Here is a 20,453-nt window from a genome sequence, read left to right on the forward strand (position 1 = left end):
GTGGTGCAGTCCTTTTCAGTAGTCGGGTTCGGTTGGCTCGACGAGCAGTGCGTCGGGTGTGGCGCTGACTTCGACGTTGACGCCGAGGTCCGAGAGCATGGCCACGGCGTATTCGCCGTCGACGAGTTCGTTGGCGAACAGCTTCACCAGCTGCCAGGTGGTGTTGTTGGGTTCGTCGCCCCACATCTGTTGCAGCTCACCGAAGGTGAGGGGATCGTCGTAGCCGACAAGTCGGAAGTCGGGGTCCTCGATGTGATAGCGGTAGCTGCCGTCGGGCTCGGGGGTTTCCAGCGTGAAGGCGCGCCAATGCACGGATTCGATCTGCTCGCATTCCAGGACGGCGCGCAGGAAGATGAACAGTTCCTCGATCGGCAGCTGAACGAGCGGGCCGAGAGTCCAACGGGGGCAATCGTCCCCGCGGACCGTGAAGCCACCCACGGTCCGCGAGGGGATCTCAGTCGTCATGTTCAGTCGTGGTCGTAGTGCTCGACGTTGAAGCCCTCGACGGTGGCGGTCACCTGGGCCGGGTCGCCGAAGTGGGTGTGAAGGTCGGTGTCGTAGGCGCCCGACTGGAGGGCGTTGCTGAATTTCTCGAGCGCGTCGACGATTTCAGCGGTGGCCTCGGGGTAGCGGGGAGTCCAACCTTCCTCGTCGTGGCGGTTGGGGTCGTTGTAGTACTGCAGGGACCACAGGTCGATGAAGTCTCCCTCGTCCTCGTCCTCGTCAGAGTTGTCGGGCGCGGTGCTGGTCTTGGGGTCCGCGTCGTCAGATGTAGGCGGACTCACGCGAAGCGACGGTTCGGCGACAGAGAATGTGCAGGCATCACCGTCGTTGAAGTAGGGCGTGAACTGCTCCCATCTCACAGCCTCGGTGCCGGGCAGGGCAAGCAGCGAGTCGAGCAGTTCGATCAGTGCGGCGATCGGATGCTGCTCGACGGGAGCATCGGCGTAGTGGGTGACGTCGCCGGTGATCGGGCGGCCGGCCAGCTCGGTTGGTGTAGCGGTCATGATTCCGTTCCGTGTGCTCGATTGGGATGTGGCAGAGAGGAAGCGAGCAGCTCCTCACGGCCGATGAACTTGTTGCGTTTGCCGCCCATCCAGGTTTTGCAGGTCAGGCACGCTGACCAATCGGCCGGTGAGGGGAGCCAGCCGAGGTCTTCGAGGATGTGGTTCTCGGCGATGTCGCGGACGAGGATGGGCTTGTTCGCGGAGTTGGTGATCGTGCGGCCGAACACTTCTTGCGCCATCCAGGGCCCGTGGCTGTTGTGCCGGTACTGGCGGTGGGTGACGTCGCCAACGATGGATTTGAAGGCGTCGATCCATTCGTGGATGGCGATGTAGTCCTCCGGTGCGCCGCCGAAGTGGCGGGCGCTGGCTTGGGCGTGCACCCATGACTGCGCCACCGCTAGGACTCGGTGGGCGCAGGTGTTCCGACTTCGGTGACGCTGTCGGCCATGAAGGTCACGGTGATCAGTGCGATGCCGGATGCGTCGTCGATCTCGAAGTTGGGCCCCGAATCGGTGATGTGCCAGGGGAATTCCTCACCGTCGACGTGCAAGGTGCGCGCGGTGTGGTCGATGACGACGATGTCGGGCAGGGTTTGTTCAGCCATCACAGGTCCTTGACGGGGTAGAGGGCGTAGCCGTCCCAGTTGATTTCGGGCATGGTTTCGCGGGCGATCTGGGCTTCGAGTCCGATTTCGGTGCGCGTCAGGAAGGGGGCGGGGAGCTGCTCCATGAACTGGCGGCCGAGTGCGTCATGGAAGCCGAGCAGGTACCCGGCTGGTGGCTTGCTGTTGCGCCGCTGCGGTGTGCGTGTGACTGCAGGCTGCGGGTGCATGCGTGCGACACCGTATTTGGTGAGGTAGAAACCTCCGTAGCAGCCGCAGGTGCACCCGTCGATCCACCCCTTGGTGTGGAGTCGGCGCAGCTTGGCCAACGCGAGCTTGTGCGGCACCGGGTAGGGGCGCTGCTCATCCGGTCGGGCGACAGCGTCGAAGCCGTAATGGGTGAGATCGGAGACGACCTCGCCGAGCGTGGCCCAGCTGCCGTTGCGCCCGTTGATGAGCTGGATGATGGTCAGCAGCACGACATCAGGGATATCGGCGGCCTTGCTCAGCGGGATCGACGGGTGGTGCGGGTTCATCGCGCGGGGATGGTCACGGGCATGTTGGTTCCGGGCCAGCACTGGAAGCCGATGGGCAGCTGGTGACCGGAGGCGACTAGCTCCAGGCAGCGGGCGACGAGCACATTCGGGTCACGGCTCACCGAGTCGGCCATCACGCGGTTGGCCTGCGCCTGGGCGGCGGCGGTGCGCTGGGACTCCTCGGCGATGCGGGTGCTCGCCAGCTGGGCTTGAACTGCGTTGATGCGGTCCTGGGTCTGGTTGTCGAAATGAAGCAGGGCGATGATGACGTTCTGAACGTCGACCTGGGCCTTGATCTTGGCCTGGATCTTGCTGGTTACCGCGGCCGAGAGATCAGGCAGTTTGGGGGCGTTGGCGTCGAGGGGGTTGTATCCGGCGAAGACTTCGCTGAGTGCCGCGTTGAGTTCGCGGGTGACCAGCGATTCGCGGATCCGCTCGTCGCTCTGGTAGTCCCTGAACAGTTCGTCGGCGGCGGTCGGAACCAGTCGCCACCTGATGGTGTTGTCCACACAGGCGGTCGAGCCGTTTGCCAGGCGGACCGAGGTGCCGCCGTCGCAGCGTCCTTCGCGCCAGCCGCCAACCTGTGAATCGGTGTGGATAGTTCCCGACAGCTCGGGAACTCGCTGCCATGGGGCGATGAAGTGCAGGCCGTTGCTCAGCGTTGAGACCGGTTTGCCGAAGGAGGTGACCACGCCGATGTTGCGGGTGCCGACGATCGTGGTCGAGGCCGCGCCGAGACCGAGAACTGCCAGCAGGCCCGTGGCGACGAACACGACCGCTGCGGTGGGGCGGTCGCGGTGGCCGGCCAGCTTGTAGAAGACCAGGGCGGCGAACGCGATCAGCGCGAGGATCACGCTGGTGACGAAAAGGAAAGGCATGACTGCTTTCTCAAAACGGGGGATGGGGAGGTTGGGAATTGAGGTAGATCAAGGCCACGGAGAGCACGACAAGCCAGAGCAGAAGGCCCATCACGCACCGGGAGCCAGGGAGTGATCGCGCAGGAGGCGACGCTCCAGCGCGTCAACCGACATGCCCAGGCGTGAGGAGATCCGATCGGTGGGCATGCCGAATCCGGTCATGTGGGCCAGCTCCTCGACGAGCACTTCGTCGGGCACGGTCGCGCAGGCATCGCGGCCGATCGCAGATCCCTTGGTCCGGGCGGCCTCGAACTGGCCGATGCTGATGTCGACGTCGACGTCCCACCGTTGGGGATAACGCTGAGAGGGCAGCATCACGCGGCTCGCAGGTCGGCGACGATGAGATGCGCCAATTCATGCAGGTCTAAGACCTCAGCACCGCGTGGCGATTCGATCCATGCCCCGCCTGTGCCGGATTCGCTGGACATCGTGATCGAGGAGAAGGTGCTCAGATAGCCAGCTAGCGACTCACGGACCTTGGTGACCTGTTCGGAGGCCGAGAGCGCAGGCACCCAGTTGGCGCGCGCAGCGGGCCCGAAAACGTTGGGAGCCTTGGCTGCCAGCTGGTGACCGATCTCGGCGGCGAGACGTCGATGTTCAGCATCGGCGTGGGGGGAGTCTCGCTTGAGCAGGTATTCGATCCAGGAGCGATAGTTGCCGGAGATCGTGATTCTGGTTTCGGTGAATTCCGGCAAGAACGCTCGGGCGGCCTCTCGGGCCTGCTTGCGGTCGACGCCACGATCGAGGTAGCGCTGTACGTGGTTGCGGTACCGGCTGATCGCATCCTCTGCGTGCCGGTTCAGGTCCGCGAGCGCCTCCTGGTCAGCGTCATAGAGCGGTGGGACGACGAAGGCGAGGTTGCGGTCGTCGACGAAGCGCTGCGACACCTGGGAGGGCGAAAGGTGGCGGTGGCGTACCAGTTCGTGGGTGAGCGCGCGGGTCACGCCTTGGATGTAGAAGGTGGCCGTCGCGTGTTCGAGGACCGACAGGTGTCGGTGGTCGAGGATGTTGGCCAGATAGCCTGCGGCGGTGGCAGTTCGGGTGTTGGGGCGTCCGAAGCTCTGGTAGCACACGCGCCCGGCGAACACGGCCAGTTCCTCGCCGTTGTCTGCGGCATCGGCGTTGAGGGTGTAGTCGACGCTGGCGGGGACGACGAAGTCGGTTTCCGCGATCAGCTCGACGCTCAGTGGGGCGAACACAACCATGACCGAAGCCTATAAACCGCGTAAAACCTCGGAACGGAAGGTGTAAACGCACAGGTAGAGGCGCATTCAGCCGCCTCGGCTCGCGTCAGGGGATGTGCGCGCGCAGGTAGGCGTTCGCGTTGGCCGCGATGTTGGGCCCGCTGCTGAACTGGGAACCGCCGCGGGCATGGAGCATCAGCACGCTTCCGGCCGGCACACTCATCCCGGAGATGCTGACGGTGGCCGTGCCGCTGCCGAACGCCGGGGCGCTGGCCTGGACGCCGGTCTGGACCGAGACTCCGTTGAGGTAGAGCTGGAGCGTCAGATTGAACGCGTAGCTGGTGCCCGAGCTGAACGGTATCGACGCCGACAGCGTGACGTTCTCTCCGGCGTTCGGGATCACCAGACTGTTAGAGGAGACTGCCGAGCCGGGATAGGCGGCATCGGCAGTGAAGCCCAGCACCTGCGCCCACGACGTGGTGGTCTGATGGGCGGTGGTGAGCTTGGCGCTGGCTGGGGTGAACGGCTGTCCGTCCCAGAGCAGCGTGGTGCCGAGGCTGATCCGAAGAAGCGGCGTGGTGCCGATCGAGGCTTTGACGATTGGTGTGGTGCCAGCAGATCCGGCCATCTACGCCGACCTGAGATAGATCGTGTTGGTGTCCTTGGTAGCGATCGCCATGAACTGAGCCTCGGTGCCCACCCAGATGGTGAACGTGCGCGGTCCGGAGTTGTCGGCGCCAGAGACGTAGCCGGTGGCCAGCTTCGACAACGCGATCGCAGCGCCTGCCGCGATCTTGGCGTTGGTGACCGACCCGTCGAGCGGGGTGCGCGGATCGGACAGCCGTGCATCATCACCGGCGGCGGCGGTTCCCGCAGCGGTGCCAAGGGCCAGGCTCGATGTGCCCGCTCCCAGCGAGGAGCGCGCAGCCGAGGCAGAAGCTGCCGTCAGGACCGATCGCCCGATGGTGGTGGAGTCGGTGATGTCGACCGCTGCGGTGGTGACCGCACCCGTGCGCCCATTCACAGTCGATACCGGGGAGGCCGGGTAGGTACGCTCACGCCAATTCGCCAGCGCCGTCGACGGTTCGGCGATGACTTGCCAATCGGTGCCGGTGTCGGTGCGTGTGCACCAGTCACCGCGCTGGCCGGTCAGCGCGAGCATCGCGGACTGAGAACCGACTGCGCCGAGAAACTCGGCCAACGCGACCGCAGGGATGATCGCGGCGGGAAGCTTGCCGGATCCGTCGACCTGCACAGCACTGTCGGCCTTGCCGAGGGAGGTCTGTACCGCCGATTCCAGATCGGCCTTCGGGATCCCGACGCCAGGCCTGGTGTAGGACAGGTCGGCCTTGCCCAGGGATGCCTGCACCGCCGATTCCAGGTCGGTGCGCGGGATTCCGTCGGTAGGCCTGGTGTATTTGGCATTCACCGCTGAGACGTCGGCCTTACTCGACCATCCCGCGACTACGGGGTGCTCGAAGGTGCCGCCCAGCTCGCCGGGGGTGCCGCCGGGCAGCATGATGCCGCCCTTGATGCCGACATCGGCATTGGGGATGCCACTTCCGACGGTCTCGGCAGCGGATTCGGCCCAATGCTGAGCGTCGTCGGCCGAGGCCGCGGCGGCGATCTTGGCGGTGTTGGCGTCGCTGGCTGCCGAAACGGCGGTGTCGCGGGCGGTGGTGGTGGCATCACGCGCGGCGCTGGCGTCGGCAGCCGAGGCCGCTGCGGCTGATGCCGAGGCTGCCGCCTGCGTGCGGTGGGTGCCCGCGCTCGTCGCGTCGCTCGCCGCAGCGGTGGCCGAGTTCGTTGCCGAGGCCGCCTTGCTGGTCGCTGTCGACGCGGCGGCTTGTGCGATGTCGCGCGCGGCGGTGGCGTCCTCGGTGGCGTCGGTTGCCGACGCGGCAGACGTGGTTGCCGAACCTGCTGCCGCAGTGGCGATATCGGCGGCTGCGACCGCATCGTTGGCCGCGGTCGTGGCCTGCGACGCGGCGGCCGTCGCGGCAGCCAGCGCAGGAACGGAAACGTCAACCGGCGTCGGGGCCTCGGTCATTGTGAATCGCAGGCCGTCGGCGGTCGTCGAGATCGACACCACGCCGCGGCCAGGATCGCCCTTATCACCCTTGAGTGGTGCACCCGCGCCCTCGGCTGGCCATTGGTAGCCGTTCCACAGGTACGCGCGGTTGTCGGCGAGCACCAGGTAGCCGACGCCGGAGTCGGCGGGGTCCAGATTGGTGGGCAGCTCGGCGTAGGTCGACAAGACGCCAGCCAGCTGGAGCCCGGAGCCGTCACGGCCGGCGACCGGCACGAGTACCCCGATGGGGGTGGCGACGTTGCCGCCGATGTCCGGGTTCGCGGTGGGTGGTAGTCCGATGATGAAGTCGCTCATCAGCTTGCCTTCCAGCGGCGCACGCGGCCCATGCCGAGCGCGACCGGCTCCGCGGCGGCGGCCTGCTTCCACATCAGATAGAACGGTGCCCGGTCGGCGATGCTGGTCAGCTCGGCGACGGTGACGATCAAAGTGGCCCGCGCGCCGAGGATCTCGAAGTCCCAGCGGTCGGGCGCGTTCTCGGGACCGACGAGGAGGTAGAGCTGGCTGCCTGCGGGGAACGGAACGGTGCCGTCGCCCCAGCGGAACTGCCACTCCAGTCCGGAGTGGTTGCGGATGTGCATGATGCCCTTGGGTGGGGCCTGGCCGATGTCAAAGCTCACTTGGATCGCCAATCCGGGTCGTCCAGGTCCAGAGCTTCGGCCAGCTCGTCCATGTAGGCACCTTCCTGGCCGGATTTGCACATCATCAGGTAGAGGTCGCCGTAGGGGTCGATGCGTTGGAGTGCCTGCATATCGCGCTGCATCTCTCGCATGTAGGCGATCACGGCGGTCGCGGAGCGCGCCGAGGTTGCCGGGCCGACGGGGTCGTAATGCGGGTCATCAGCCTTGACCGCGATATACAGCTGAGGAACAGCCCATTCGTGAATGTATGTGCGTGCACTATCGAGGTGTGTATGCCCGATGTATTTGCGCGCGCCGAATCCGTCGTAGGCGCGCGCAACAAGGAATTCCTTGATGTGTTTCAGCTGGTCGGGCATGTCACCTCAGAACATAGAACGGCAGTTTGTCGGAGTTGGCGTAGGAGATGTGTTGGTCATGAATGGCAGCGTGCATGACATCGGTTGGCCCGCACCACCCATAATTTTTTCGGGGGAAGATGACTCCGGGTGGATTCAAATCCGTCAGGGTGGTCGCCATCAATGATGAGGTCGTCTGGAAAGCGCCTGTGACCTGCAAGGTTGCAACAGCGAAGATATCGCCCTGTTTTGCTGTGATGACCGTACCCAGATTGAATCGGTATTCTGTGTTCGTCGCACCCATGGAGCCCTTGAAATCCATCGCTGCCGAGATCGGGTTCAATAGATGGAGATCTCCATTGGCCACATCAACGGAGTAAACGCCCAGGTGGAACTTCTCGATTCCCAGGAACGTCACCGCGTCCCCGGTAATGAATCCGGCCTCGGTGTAAGTGCGGTCGCGAGTGCAGGTGATATACCCGATTTCGATGCTTCTTCCACCATTTCCGGCAGGCTTGTATTGTGGCGTCACTCCCATTCGGTGCGAATGTGAATTGTCGCCGTTGCCGCCGCTCGATGTCGTGCCCGCCGCCCCGTAGGTCAGCTGCGAGCGCGGAAACGTGCTCTCCTCCGAGGCGATGATCGACTGCCACATCGGCGAACCGATCGGGATCTGTGTCAGGCCGGGCTTGGAGTCCAGTGGCGACTCGACCTGGTCGACGAACTTCTGCCGCGCTGCGCCGTAGGCGAGCCGGATGCCGCCGGTCATGGCGGTGAGCGCGGAGTCCTCGTTGAGGTCGTAGCCGTATCTCGAGCCGAACCGGTACGCGCCATCAGGGGGGTTACCGACGGGATAGGTCACCGCGGGGCCTTGCGGTACTCGGCCAATTCGGCACGCAGAGCGGCGATTTCGACCATCGCGGCCGACAGCTGCGCGGTGGTGGCGGCCAACTCGTCAGAGGTGCTCGACAGTCGATCGCGGAGATCGTCGAGCTGGGCTTGGTGGCGCTCGGAGTCCTCGCGGCGCTGACGCAGCAGCTCGTCGAGCTGGTCTTGGTAGCGGTCGGCGTCTTCGCGCGACTGGCGAAGTACAGCATCCAGTTGCGCTGATACGCCGGAGAGTTGGATCGACAGCAGGCGGTTACGTTCGTCGTGCAGGGTGGCGGCGGCGGCTTCGATGCGTGCTTGCCGCTCGATCTTGCGGACCTCGCGGGTGCTGACGAACCCGAAGATCGGTGAGATCAGCTCACGGACGCGAGGCACGGTCGCCGCGGCGACGGTGATCACCGCAGCGATCACCGTCGCCCACACCACCCACGGGTGGTTGTCCGGCATGGCTACTCCTTGGTGGCCTTCGTGATGCCGCCGACGGTGGACAGCAGCTCGACCAGCGCGATCAGACCGGCCGCCGACAGGCTGGCGCGCCAGTCGACATCGAGCAGGCCGGTGAAGACCGCGAGCGAGCCCGCGAGGTGCAGGGCGAAGGTCTTGAGCGAGCGCTTACCGGCGTCGAGAAGACCGGCGGTGGTGAAGACATCAGGCAGCATGGGTTTCCTCCTGGGGGAGTGGGCAATCCGCGCACCGACGGCCGGTGCGCTGGGTGTCGACCTCGCCGAGCGCCTTGAGTAGCGTTTCGAGCTTGGCGTCGATTTCGAGGACGTAGCGGGCCAGCGACGCATGGAAGATCTGGTCTTCGGGCTTGCCGGAGCGCAGGTCATACACCGATGCCAGGCCTGGGTTTTCGCCCGCGTCGCGACCGCCGGTCAGCTCCTGGCGGATGTCTTTGACGTCGGAACCGATCGGGCCGCAGAACGCGGCGATGAACGAGGTGATCTGGTTGACTTCTGCGGCGCTCAATTCAGCGTCGTCCTCTCCGTTGTCGATGAAGTGCTGCACATCGGCTCGGAAGGCATCCATGTCGATCCCCGCGGGGTCGACCTTGCCTTCGGAGCTGTACTCGCGGTGGGCCACACAGCCCTGGTCCGCGCTGCGCCCGATGCGGGCCAAGATCGCGGCGACGCCGCGCTTGTAGGCGTCGAGCTGCACGTCGGTCCAGTCGTCGCCGTAGCCGCGCGAGACAGCCTCGATGCCGATGACGTGGTAGTTGGCGTTGTTGGTCGGCCAGCCCGGCCACGACCCGCGCCCGGCGTGCCAGCACACCCCGGCGGCGATGACCCGGTAGGTCCCGTCGCGTTCGAGGACTAGCTGCGCCAGTGGGCCGGGCAGATCGCTGCGGCCGTACTGGACGATGCGCCAATCGTTGGTGCCGCCGCCGGCGGTGTGATGGCAGAGCACGCCGCGGATGTCGGCGAAGTCGCCGTGGCCGCGCTCGCGCCAGCCCTCGTGTTCGATCACGTTCAGTCCGGCCTCACGCAGCACGTCGGCCAGCCAGATCGGGTCACCGCTCCACGCCATGGGTTTCTCCATCCCTGCCGGACATGGCCCACAGCACGGGGATGGTCACGGCGTCACAAACCGCCCACACCGGCCGCGATGACGCGTTGATCCCGGGGGCGAACGAAATTCCTCCCGGGGGCTGGGCTATGGCCGAACAATCCCGGGGCGTCCTCATTATCTGACGCCGCGGGGGCCGGTGGAAGATCATCTGAATTCAGACGACCTGCGCGTAATTCGGCGGCGGCTCAGGATCGGCGATATATCCCTTGGCGCGCCACATCGCGACCATCGCGTCCCGCTCTTGTGGGGTGAGATAGTCGGGGTCGGGAAGGCTGATCACTGCCGGTTCGGGAGTGTCCATCGGCACCCACTGGCACCCCGGGTTGAAATGGGACTGGTCGCCGCGCTGGGGCCGCATGAACTTCTTGGTCTGCTGCGGCAGATCGCTGACATGGATGTACCCGTCGGCGTTAGCTTTCGCTGCCAGATGCGGGGCCCACACGAATCCGATTTCGGTCAGGTGAGTCGAGATCGCGTCAGCCCACGCAGCGGGTAGGGAGGTGCCCGAGGGGCCGGTTCCGACGCCGGGAACATTGCGTAGCGCCCAGGAGAAATGCTCTGCCGGATTATCGAGATTCGACGTCTGGAGAGTTTTTAGTGCCATTATTCAGTTGTCCTTTAGAGAACGCCCAGGTCCTGAATGAGACCGAGCACATCCTGTAGAGCTTCCCACGCCTTTACGACGGGGTCCTTATGTTCTCGCTTGCCGATGGTGATCTTCCACCCTGGAGCGCGCTCACGGTCCCAGGAAAGCGAGACTTCCGAGACCTGGTCGATGAAGATCCGGCCCGGCTTCATCCCGCGAACCGTGCTGCCGATCCGGTCGCCGAGGTAGAAGTGACCGTGCCCCTGCGCGCCGATCCGGTACGGCGCGCCATCGGCCACGACGATCTCATGAGAGATTTGCTCACGGGTTGCCCACATGCCCGCGCGCATGGCCAGCAGCCAGCCCAGGGTGTAGGCCCGGTCGGCTCCCTCGCTGAACGACTCATGGTATCTGCTGGGGCCTAGCCGCTGCGCACGAGCGATGTTCTTCCACTTACCGAACGCCAGAATGGTGTCCGTGTACAGGGGTTTTAGCAAAGCGTCGAGCGCTCCGCCTATTGGCGGCACGACAATAGCGGCGGCAATCAGATCGCCGGCGGTCTGCACCGCGGCTGAGATCAGCTCGTTCACGTAGGGTGCGGACTTACCCCCGGCTACCACACCGACGTCGGTAGCTGGATGGACGCTGAACGCGCTGGTTTGGATGCCTGTGCCCGGACCGTCGCGGTAGATCACCCACGGCGCGGTAGGTACGGTGCCCAAGTAGTCCGGGTCGCCGTACTGGGGCGGCGGGTCGATGTTGGGATCATCGGCGATGTCGATGCCCTCTTCGAGACCGTTCTCATCCATCCCGATAACGGCCTTGACCAAACCGGTGAACAGATTGCCGAAATAGCTCGTCACCATTCCGGACGCGCCCTTATTCACCAGGTCGATAACCAGGCATCCGTGACGCACCACAGCGCCCGGCCACGGCGGCGGATCACCCTGGAGCCACCGCCGGAAAGTCCACGTCAGCTGAGCGTCGGCGACAATCTTCTTGCCGACCTCGTGCAGCGACTTCATCCGTGAATGCACCAACGCGGGCATCGAGGTATCCGACGCCAGAGAACCCGGTGCTACGACAATCCACCAACGGCTCTGATCAAGGTTGAACCAACTCGACGCATCGAGCGGATCGTCGGGCAGAGTCCAGGCCGAACTTTCCAGTCTGGCGATATTCAGAAAAGCGCAGAGTTTGAGCCCCCAAGACGCGCTGCCGAAAAGGAAAAAATGGCGCGGAAATTGTATCTCGGGAGGTAGCGCTGGATTTGGATAGCAAATGATATGTTTCAGTTCTTCGTAATCGTGCCTGAAACTCATCGCGAGAACGCCAGTACCGTCCTCCTGTTTGCGTACCTCGAACATCGACATGCGCCCTGACCAGCGCACACCGTCCTTGTCGACAGTGAGGTGGATATTGTCGAGACGGCTGTCGATATCGACGACCCATTCCGAGATCCAATAGTCCAGCGGCAATTCCAGGTGCGCCATGCCGGTTTCGTTGTTCAATTCCGTGATCTCGGCGGAAATGATCTGGGTGACCTTGCCGCGCAAGTTCCACGCGCCGTCCCACAACCGCACCAGCGGCGGTTGTAGGCGCCAGAACCTCTCCTCGGCGATGTCACGCTCGAACTCAGCAAGGGCCGCCGCGAAATCGAGTGTGGGAACGCTCATTCCAGCCCCCACGGCCGCGACCAAGTCCGCTTGCACAACACCTGCGCCCCGACACCGGCGGTCGCGTTGGTCACCGACACCGGCAGCTGCATCGCGGAGGTGTAGGCCGGGATCGGGTAGTTGTAGGTGACCCCGTTCATCAGCGACCAGACCTGCGATCCGTTCGCGTCGCGCAGCTGGTCTTCGTGAGGGTCGGTGTTGACCAGGAACGTCTGACCGGGGTTCTGCAACGGCATCTGGACCCGTCGCGCCGCATCGACCTCGGCGCGCCGAAACCGGTTGTCGCCGTGGCTGTAGTCGGGCAGGGTCCAGCGCGCGCCGCCCTGGAGGATCCAGCGCAGCCACATCTCCTGGTCGGTCGGATTGGAGACGGTGACGAAACCAGTTCCCGCCGTGCCGGATTCGAGAATCCAGGTGTCGGTCTGGTCGGCCTCCTCGTACCACCACGGGTCACCCGCGATCGCCGTCATCAGCACCCGGCCGGACTGGAGGATGTTGGGGTCCTTCTCCGGCTTGAATTGCGGCTGCTCGCCCAGGCGGACCTTGAGGTATCGGCGGCCCGATTCCTCGGTCTCGACCCATAACTTGCAGTCGCGGTCGTAGGCCCATGCCTTGCGCCAACGAGAGTCGTTGGCCTGCCAGGAATCTGCGGCTTCTTTTCCGATCCAGACGCCGAAGACGATGTCGCGGCGCAGATGCCGCATGCCGGCGTAGCTGGCGCCGATCTGGTGCGCGTGCTCGGTCCAGATCGTTTTCACCGGCGCGTCGAAGATGCCCTCGACGTCGGTGCCAAGGATCACTCCCTCAGCGCCCATTCCCGGGCCCGAGAGCGTGAACCAATCTCCGTTCACGCCCTCGAGCTGCACGAGTGTGCGATTGCTCGCCACAGGTCCTCTATTCAGTTGTTGTTCAGTTGTTTTCGCAGGTCAGCGCATGAAGCCGGAGGCATCCTGCCGCTGACGGATAGCGTTTTTGCGCAGCGCTTCGTCGATGTTTGTCACGTGGTAGTGCACGTGCTGTTCGACTGTTTTCTGCGCCCCGGTGAACGCCTCGGTCGCCTTTTTCTGGATGTACTCGACGCCGATGTTCTTGTCCTCGTTCTTGTGCAGCTTCACCAGCTGCGACAAGGTGCCCTCACCGGTGATCCCGAGGTCGGAGGTGAACTGATTCCACGTCGTCTCAGCGAAGTTTGACGGGATGTCTTTCCACTTGTTGGCGTAGTACTCCGGCTTGCGGATCTCCATCGCCGCAGTCAGATACGGGTCGGTCTCGGTGGTGTCCTTGGGCTGGGTGTCGCCGCCCTCGACCGCGCTAAGATCGCCGGTCTCGGTACTGCCGTCGGTCAACGACGAGGTATCGGTGCCGGTGCCACTGCCGTCGGTGGCGGCAGTGTCCCCGGAATCTGTCGTATCGGTTCCCGAAGTTGAGCTGTCGGCCCCGGCGGTAGTCGAATCGCTCTCACCGCTGCCGGATTCCTTGGCGGTCAGCGACTTGATCCGGCTCACCACCGCCTCGACAACCTTGGTGAACTGCTCGACGAACTGCGCAGGCCCGGACGGCGCGGTGAGCGCGGTCATCCCCGGCGCCAGCTTCGACAGCGACTTGAGCAGACCGCTCATCGTCACCCACTGGTCGTTGGTGAAGACAGGCTCCGGCTTCCCGCTGAGGTTGTAGCCAATCGACCCGTGCTCAAGCCAGCCACCCTGGTCGTAGCCGTGGGCCTGGCCCCACATCGCGCCGAGGTCTTCGCCCCACTTCGCCCGGTAATAGCGCAGCGCCGCACTGATGTTGGCGTCAGGGTCGGTGCGGTCGTTGGGCAGGGCGGGGTTGCGCCAGCGAGCGAAAGTACCAGGGATCACCTGCAACAGCCCGACACCCTCGTTGCCGCCGCTGTTCACATCCTGGACTTGCTGGACGATGTTCGGATCGCCGCCGGACTCGGACTGGATCTGGGCCAGGGTCAGGTTGATGTTGCGCTCGTTCGCCTCAAACCCCTCGCGCAGCAGCGCAGCGATGACGTTGTCGCGCCACTGGGCCGCGCCCGCACTGATGTCGAAGGCCACATTCCCGGCATCCACCGACGAACCGGCCGCCGCGGTGGCAGCACCGGTGACCGCGTCGAAGATCGCCCTCGGCAGCTTCTCCAGATTGCTCGCGCCAGTAGGGACCTGCTTGGCCAGCGCGGCCATCGGCCCGGTCAACAGCTCCTGCACCCGAGCGCCCGCCGCGCCGAACATGTTCCCGCCCAGGGCGGGCATGACCACATTCGACATGTCGCCCAAGGCCTTCGCCAAAGCCACATGAACGTGGTTGCGGTGCTCGGCCATGGTGGCGGGCCCGTAGAAGCCCATGCCGTCGCCGACGTCCCGCCCGTTCTTCAAATTGTGGTTGAACGGGGAGTGGATCAGCTCGAGGGTGCTCGACTGGAAGTTCGACGCAAACCAGGCGGCCAGCTGGCGCATGGTCGGTGTCGAGTCGCTGCCGTCGGAGAAGTCCGCGGCTTGGCCGGTGCTGTGGTAGCCGTTGTCGGTGAACCGCAGCCCGCTGGTGAGCTGCATGCTCGGCCAGCGTTCCTTGACCGCCGATTCCATCGAGTCGACGATGCCGCCGCCTGCGTACGCACCCTGAATCCGCTGCACCGCCGACACGCCGCCGCTGCGCGCGGCGGCGTTCATCTGGTGAACCCAGTCAGATCCGAAGGCGCGCACAAACTCTGGGCGCATGATGGCTTCGCCGCGCCCGACGGCGACGATCCGGTCGTCCACGCCCGGCTGGTAGCCCGGGATGATGCCACCACGGTGATACCCGGAGATGGTGGGGATCACCGCGGTCCACTCCGGCAACGACGGCAGCGTCTTGCGGACCTCGTTCCAGGCGTTCTTGAGCGCGGTGTTGAAGACGTTGGTGATCAGCCAGTTGATCGGCTCCGCGACGGCCTTCTTGATCCCGGCGAACGAGGCGGTCGAATCCGTCGCAACGGACTTGAACTTGGCGTTCAGCTCGTCGAGACCACGCACCAAGTTGGGAAGACCGTAGTCGACCAGCACCACAAGGTCCGCGTCCATGGCTGGGCGCAGCTTGGCCCACTCGACCAATGCGCCTTCGGTGATGTCGGCCTTGAACACCGCATGCAGGTTGGTGATCGCGGCGACGAACTCATCGAGTTTCGGCTTGGCTGCACCGATCCCGTCGACCAGCGCGGTGCTGAGCTTGGTCGCCTTGTCCAGCGCGCCGTCGAAGGACGGCACAATCCGATCCCTGTACCCGGCCTCGACAGCCTTGGCGTAGTCGTCGTAGGCCTTGATCGCACCGGTGTAGTCCGGCACCGTCACCGCGGCCGAGGAGGTTGCCGCAGCGGCGGGTGCTGGTGCGGCGGCTGCGGGTGCAGCGACACTCGGCGCTCCGGGAAGCATCATGCCGAGGACACCGGGGATCGCTTTGGTGGGTGCGCTGCTGTCGGCGGGGACGGTCGCTGGTGCCGCGGTGACCGGCGCGGTCGGTCCAGGTACCACCTGGCCCGGTGACTGGGTGCGGGGTGCCTGAGCGCGGGTGAAGCTGTCGGGCGCGATGCCGTACTCGCCGAGCACGTTGTCCAAGTCCGCGCCCGAGAAGTACTGGCCCGCCTTCGCCCGCGCGGCATCGGTGATATTCGCAGTGGCCTGCACCACCGCCGCGCGCGCGGCTTCGTCGCTCTTGGTCTGCTCGTATGTCGTGGCATAGACCGCGCCGGCGACGCTGTTGTAGGCCTGGGCCAGGCTGTAGAGCTGCTCGTGGAAAGCCGCGCCGGCCTGGCTGTTGACGTCGACCTTGCCGTCGACGTTGACCGACCCGGTGGACTCACCGGTGGTGAAGCCGTTGAAGCTGGTCAGGGTCTGGGTGGCCTGGGCCTTGGCTTCGGCGACGGTGAGCCGGTTCTGGGTCTGCCGGTTCATCGCCGAGGTCAGCTTGTCGGCAGCATCGGCCGCATCGAGATAACCCGCGCGCACATCAGCGAGGGCATCGACGAGCTTGGACGCCGAGTTCTGGGTCTGGGTGAAGTTGTCGCGCAGCTTCTGGTACTGCTCGGCAGCGATCCGCCCGCCCTCGGTGCCGTCGAGCAGCTTGGCCTTGAACTTGTCCCATTCCGCCGCGCCGCCGGTGAGCGCCGACGTCAGTTCCCCGGTGGAGATCTTGAGCGCCTTGAGCTTGTCCATCGCCGCGGTCGCGGCATCACCGGTCTGGTCGATCTGGAAGTTCTTCGGCGCGTCCAGCTTCTGGGTCCAGTCGAACCACGTGGCAGGGTTGTAGAAGCGGAACGTCTCGACGGCCTCACCGAACTGCGAAGAGTTCTTCTGGTCCTCGATCGCCTTTTTCCACTCGTCCATCACGTCCTGGGCACGCTGACGCATGAGGCCGCGGACGTTGTCGTCGACGAAACCGTTGCTGTTGTTCAGCGCCTTGGTCAGGTCGAAGGAGAACTCGAAGCCGGTGGTCTTCCAGTCGGTGATCGCCTTCTGGTGCGACTGCCACGCGGCCTTGAATTCGTCGGCCTTCTTGGTGATGGCGGTGATCGCCAGCACCGCTGCGATCATGGCGACGTTGAACCAGCCGCCCATGGCATTGGCCATGACGTTGGCTCCGCGGGAGATGGAGCTGTAGGTGGTGCTGGCCGCGCGCTGTATTCCGTTGAACGCGGTTTCAGCTGCCAGGCGCGTCCCAGGCAGACGGCCAGAGGCGGCGTCTCTGATCCGCGAGAACACCGTCGAGACCCGATCGCGGGTTGTGTTGGCGACCGACTGGACCCGGTCCATCGCCGAGGATGCGGCCGAGGCCACGCCCGGGAAACGGTCGACGGCGGCCTGGCGGATCTCGGTCAGGCGGGCGGTGGCAGTGTCACGGAGGTTGGTGAACTGCTCACGCGCGGCCACGACCGGGTTGGTCAGGACGAACGGCATGTTGCGCGACAGCGCGTTCATCGGACCGGCGAGCCTGGACTGTGCCCGGGTCGCTTCGGTGGCCATGCCGCGGTAGGCGGTGGATGCCGCGTTGCGGATGTTGTCGAACATGCCCGACAGCGACCGCAGCGCATACATGGCCACGAATGCGGTGGCCACGCCTTCGATCAGGGCAGCGGTCGGCCCGAACGACATCAGCGCGCCGACGATGCTGGCCAGGCTCTCGGCGAGAGTCTCGACCACGCTCAGGGTGATGCCGAAGTTCTCCGACACCGGGCCCAGCACGTCGACGACCGCCGAACCCAGCGAGGAGATGATGTTGCTCAGCTGGGTGGCAACGGAGTTGATCTTGGCGAAGACGGCCTGGATCTTGCTCGCACCCGCTGCGGACTTGGCCCACGCTTCGAACTTGGCGGTGGCCACCGTCATCCGCTCGATCATCGAATCGCCTTCGCCGCGCATGGCTTTGAAGACCCCGGAGATCCCGCCGAAAGTGTTGGAGATGATCTGGCCGAGCTGACCCATCTTCTCGATGCCGTTGTTGATCGACTGGTTCAGCTCGCCGGTCTCGCGCTTGAGCGAGATCTTTTCCGACCAACGGGCCGAGGCAGCGGCCAGCGCGTCACCGAGCTGGGGTAGCACGGAGGAACCCGCGGTCGCCAGGTCGACGAACGTGCGGGTCAGCGGTGCAGCGGCATCGGCCAGTCCACGAAAGCCGTTGCGCGTGTTGGTGAGGAACTTGTTGTAGTCGGCCTGGGACTTGCCGCTCGACAGCACCGACAACGAGTCACGGAATCCGCGCCCGATCTCGGCGTTGATCGCGGAGAACCCGGCCTTCATGTTCGGCAGTTGCGCGGTGGTGAAGTTGCGGACCGCCGCGCCGGCACCGTTGGTCAGCGCGTCCTGGGCGGCCCACTTCACTTCCTGCCACGCGGGCTTGATCGACAGGATGTCGTTGACCAGCTTCTGCGCGTTCGGCGAGAGCTTGGCCATCGCCTTGGCGAGCTTGTCGTCCTTGGTGCTGGACTGGAGGTCGGTCCAGGCGTCGGTCATCCGCTCCCAGGAGTCGGCGATCGAACGCTGTGCGTCGGAGTTGGCTTGGGCGACCGAGGCGATCGTGTCGGTGACGTTCGATCGAGCTTCCTCGACCCGCGACTGGGCCTCAGCCAACGCCTCCTTGGCCGCGACGACCTCGTCGGAACCTTCGACCCCCTTTGCCCGGGTCGCTGCAGCGTCGTCGTGATTGTCACGGTTCTGCTTGCGGGTGGTGTCAAGGTTGTAGTCCGCCTGGTCGATGGCCAGCTGGGCTTCTTCGATATCGAGCGCGGTGACGCCGTTACCGGTCTTGAGCAGGTCCGACATGTTCTGCCGTGCCCGCTTTTGTGCCAGTACCGCCGAGCGTTCATCCAGCGCGCTGCCACGTAGGGCGTCGCCGAGGCCGCGGATCTTCTCGATCGCCGACTGGCGTGCCTTGGTCAGGTTTTCCTGGGCGGTCTGGCTGGACTTGAGGGCCGACTGCACCGACTTCTCGGCCGAGGCGATCTGGCGCTGACCCGAGGCGTAGGTGCGGTCGGCGGATTCGCGGGCACGCTCGTAGGACTGCTCGGCGTCGCGGGCCCGGCGACGTGAGGCAGTCCGGTCCTCATCGGACTGGTCCCCAGCCTGACTGGCTGCCTTGATCGCCGCACCGATCCCGCCCATGCCGGTCACCAGCGACGCGATACCGGTTGCGGCACCAGCCAATACCGCTGGCAGGGCAGCGAAGACGGTCAGCGCCTGCGATGCCGAGGAGATCAACGGCACCAGGCGCACGGCGCCGAGTGCGGCCATGGCCATGGTGACCGTGGTGGCGATCTGGGTGATCGAGGCCAGCGCGCGCCCCAGCAGGATCACCCGCGACATCACCTCGCGGATGTTGTCGCCGACGTGCAGGTCCACCCGTTCGAACGCACGCACGACCCGGCTCACTCCGGTGCGGTTGCCGATGTTTCGCTCGGCACCCACGAAACGCTCTCGGGCCGAACTCATTCGGATCGCAGCGACCCGTTCCTGCCGCTCAAGGGACTGGTGAGTTTGGTACAGGCGGGTGTAGGAGTCATTGAGCGCGTCGATCTCGGAGGTGTCAGCCTCCCTCAGACGCGCATGCTCCAGCTCGATCGCGCTCTCGGTGAGCTTGGTGTAGATGCCGTCGCGGCGCGAAAGAACCTGCTGGTAGGCAGCTTCGGCGCGATCCTGTTCCACCGCGGCCTTGGTCAGCTTCGCCATGGCCTCTTGGTCGCCGGGCAGCACACGGCGCGCCACGCCGGACCGTTCGGCCAGCTTGGCGATCATGGCCTGCGAACGCTCGACGGCCGGGAACTCGGCGTACTGTGTCTGGCCGGCGCGTGAGCGGGCCATGTTGTTGGCACGCTCACGCAGCTCGGACATGTAGGTGGAGTCGAAGTTGGAGTTGGCGATCGCGAACAGTTCACGCGCACGCTTCATCTCGGCGTGGCGGCTGTCGATCACACCCTTGGCCCGCGCGATCGCGGTGTGCAACGCGTCGAGCTGATCAGACGAGCCCTGTGCACGGTTGCCGAGCCGGTTGCGGGTGCGGCCGTTGCCGTTGGGGTCGGCGATCGCGGCGGCAAGGGCGTCGAGGTTCTGGTCGTGGCGTCGGTTGGCGTCGCCGAGGTCCTGATACAGCCGCCGCAGCGACTGCCCGGCCTTGTCGACGTTGTTCGAGATCCGCGCCCAGTCATCGCCGAGCTTGCGGGCCACACCGTTGTTGACGTCGGTGCGGCGCAGCACATCCTGCGCGCGGTCGGTGTGCCGCCACGGCTGGGGCGTCTTCCTGGTGCGCCGGGACTCGGCCTCGTCGAGGCGCGCCCGCTCGGTAGCGGTGGCACGGTCGAGCCTGAGTTCGGCCGCAGTGCGCCGCGCGGCCTCGCGCAGGCGAGCGTCGTTGCGCTCGGTCTCACGCCGTGCGCGGTCCTGGGCGTCGACTTCGAGTCGATCGAGCCGAGCCAGCGCCCTCGCCACGCCCTCGGTCTCGATTTGGTCGATCCGCGCCCGACTCTTCTCGGTGATCCGGCGCAGAGTTTCCTGGTGGGTCTTCTCCCGTGCCTCGGTGGAGTCCTGGCGCGAACGCCGACGCGCCGCCATCGCCTGATCGGCCCGGTCGCGCTGAGCCTTGAGCTTGGCCGCGGCGACCTTCTCTACACGGGCGACCTCGTTGGCGGTGCCCTGCGCGTGGCGGACCGAGGTCGCCTTGCCCTCCGACAGAGCCTTCTTGCGGGCCGCCGCAGCTGCACGGGCACGGCCCTTTTCGACCGCGGACCCCATCTCCTGTCCGGCGCGCTCGGCACGAGCTTTGTCGACCTCGGGGTACAGCTCGACCAGGGTTCGTTTGTCGGCACCAAGACGCGAGGCCTCCTCCTGGACTTCCTTGCGGAAGCGGCGAAGGTCGGGCGACACCGTGATCTTGATGTGGCCAGCGACGTTGCTCATG

Annotated in this window: 20 protein-coding genes; all 20 read right to left on the reverse strand. The window is 65.3% G+C overall.

Going from position 1 to position 20,453, the window contains the following annotated elements; genetic code table 11:
* Positions 1 to 15: 15 nt before the first annotated feature.
* Positions 16 to 465, reverse strand: coding sequence for a hypothetical protein (locus ACQHI0_RS00840; RefSeq protein ID WP_427906022.1), 450 nt, complete (start codon positions 463 to 465; stop codon positions 16 to 18).
* Positions 466 to 467: 2 nt separating this feature from the next.
* Entirely contained in the window at positions 468 to 1,007 is a 540-nt protein-coding gene (locus tag ACQHI0_RS00845) for a hypothetical protein (protein WP_427906023.1), read from the reverse strand.
* Positions 1,004 to 1,402 carry a DUF6915 family protein gene (locus ACQHI0_RS00850; RefSeq protein ID WP_427906024.1) on the reverse strand — a complete coding sequence of 133 codons (399 nt, stop codon included), beginning with the start codon at positions 1,400 to 1,402 and terminating at the stop codon, positions 1,004 to 1,006. Before ACQHI0_RS00850 ends, ACQHI0_RS00845 begins: the two co-directional genes overlap by 4 nt.
* A gap of 2 nt (positions 1,403 to 1,404) precedes the next feature.
* Positions 1,405 to 1,611, reverse strand: a complete 207-nt coding sequence (locus ACQHI0_RS00855) for a hypothetical protein (protein ID WP_427906025.1) — start codon at positions 1,609 to 1,611, stop codon at positions 1,405 to 1,407.
* Positions 1,611 to 2,144, reverse strand: a complete 534-nt coding sequence (locus ACQHI0_RS00860; RefSeq protein ID WP_427906026.1) for a hypothetical protein — start codon at positions 2,142 to 2,144, stop codon at positions 1,611 to 1,613. Before ACQHI0_RS00860 ends, ACQHI0_RS00855 begins: the two co-directional genes overlap by 1 nt.
* Complete coding sequence (locus ACQHI0_RS00865; RefSeq protein ID WP_427906027.1) at positions 2,141 to 3,022, reverse strand: SPFH domain-containing protein; 882 nt, start codon at positions 3,020 to 3,022, stop codon at positions 2,141 to 2,143. Before ACQHI0_RS00865 ends, ACQHI0_RS00860 begins: the two co-directional genes overlap by 4 nt.
* Before the next feature lie 90 nt (positions 3,023 to 3,112).
* The gene (locus ACQHI0_RS00870; RefSeq protein WP_427906028.1) at positions 3,113 to 3,376 is read right to left on the reverse strand and encodes a hypothetical protein; all 264 of its coding nucleotides are present in this window, start codon (positions 3,374 to 3,376) and stop codon (positions 3,113 to 3,115) included.
* Positions 3,376 to 4,266, reverse strand: a complete 891-nt coding sequence (gene thyX, locus ACQHI0_RS00875; protein WP_427906029.1) for an FAD-dependent thymidylate synthase — start codon at positions 4,264 to 4,266, stop codon at positions 3,376 to 3,378. Before thyX ends, ACQHI0_RS00870 begins: the two co-directional genes overlap by 1 nt.
* 85 nt (positions 4,267 to 4,351) lie before the next feature.
* The gene (locus ACQHI0_RS00880; protein WP_427906030.1) at positions 4,352 to 4,873 is read right to left on the reverse strand and encodes a hypothetical protein; all 522 of its coding nucleotides are present in this window, start codon (positions 4,871 to 4,873) and stop codon (positions 4,352 to 4,354) included.
* Entirely contained in the window at positions 4,874 to 6,631 is a 1,758-nt protein-coding gene (locus ACQHI0_RS00885) for a phage upper tail fiber protein (RefSeq protein ID WP_427906031.1), read from the reverse strand.
* A complete protein-coding gene (locus tag ACQHI0_RS00890; RefSeq protein WP_427906032.1) occupies positions 6,631 to 6,954 on the reverse strand; it encodes a DUF7264 domain-containing protein in 324 nt (107 codons plus the stop codon). Before ACQHI0_RS00890 ends, ACQHI0_RS00885 begins: the two co-directional genes overlap by 1 nt.
* A complete protein-coding gene (locus ACQHI0_RS00895) occupies positions 6,951 to 7,331 on the reverse strand; it encodes a hypothetical protein (protein WP_427906033.1) in 381 nt (126 codons plus the stop codon). Before ACQHI0_RS00895 ends, ACQHI0_RS00890 begins: the two co-directional genes overlap by 4 nt.
* A 1-nt stretch (position 7,332) precedes the next feature.
* Entirely contained in the window at positions 7,333 to 8,172 is an 840-nt protein-coding gene (locus ACQHI0_RS00900; RefSeq protein ID WP_427906034.1) for a hypothetical protein, read from the reverse strand.
* Positions 8,169 to 8,645, reverse strand: a complete 477-nt coding sequence (locus ACQHI0_RS00905; protein WP_427906035.1) for a hypothetical protein — start codon at positions 8,643 to 8,645, stop codon at positions 8,169 to 8,171. Before ACQHI0_RS00905 ends, ACQHI0_RS00900 begins: the two co-directional genes overlap by 4 nt.
* Positions 8,646 to 8,647: 2 nt before the next feature.
* On the reverse strand, positions 8,648 to 8,857 hold the full coding sequence (locus ACQHI0_RS00910; RefSeq protein ID WP_427906036.1) for a holin: 210 nt from the start codon (positions 8,855 to 8,857) through the stop codon (positions 8,648 to 8,650).
* Entirely contained in the window at positions 8,847 to 9,725 is an 879-nt protein-coding gene (locus ACQHI0_RS00915) for a peptidoglycan recognition protein family protein (protein WP_427906037.1), read from the reverse strand. Before ACQHI0_RS00915 ends, ACQHI0_RS00910 begins: the two co-directional genes overlap by 11 nt.
* A gap of 196 nt (positions 9,726 to 9,921) precedes the next feature.
* Positions 9,922 to 10,371: a phage gene 29 protein family protein gene (locus ACQHI0_RS00920; RefSeq protein ID WP_427906038.1), complete on the reverse strand. Its 450-nt coding sequence runs from the start codon at positions 10,369 to 10,371 to the stop codon at positions 9,922 to 9,924.
* Between the two features lie 14 nt (positions 10,372 to 10,385).
* Positions 10,386 to 12,029, reverse strand: coding sequence for a phage tail protein (locus ACQHI0_RS00925; RefSeq protein ID WP_427906039.1), 1,644 nt, complete (start codon positions 12,027 to 12,029; stop codon positions 10,386 to 10,388).
* Complete coding sequence (locus ACQHI0_RS00930) at positions 12,026 to 12,916, reverse strand: phage tail protein (RefSeq protein WP_427906040.1); 891 nt, start codon at positions 12,914 to 12,916, stop codon at positions 12,026 to 12,028. Before ACQHI0_RS00930 ends, ACQHI0_RS00925 begins: the two co-directional genes overlap by 4 nt.
* Before the next feature lie 39 nt (positions 12,917 to 12,955).
* Positions 12,956 to 20,452 carry a transglycosylase SLT domain-containing protein gene (locus tag ACQHI0_RS00935; RefSeq protein ID WP_427906041.1) on the reverse strand — a complete coding sequence of 2,499 codons (7,497 nt, stop codon included), beginning with the start codon at positions 20,450 to 20,452 and terminating at the stop codon, positions 12,956 to 12,958.
* Position 20,453 lies beyond the last annotated feature (1 nt).

It is taken from the genome of Nocardia sp. FBN12, from assembly GCF_050320175.1.
Lineage (GTDB): Bacteria > Actinomycetota > Actinomycetes > Mycobacteriales > Mycobacteriaceae > Nocardia.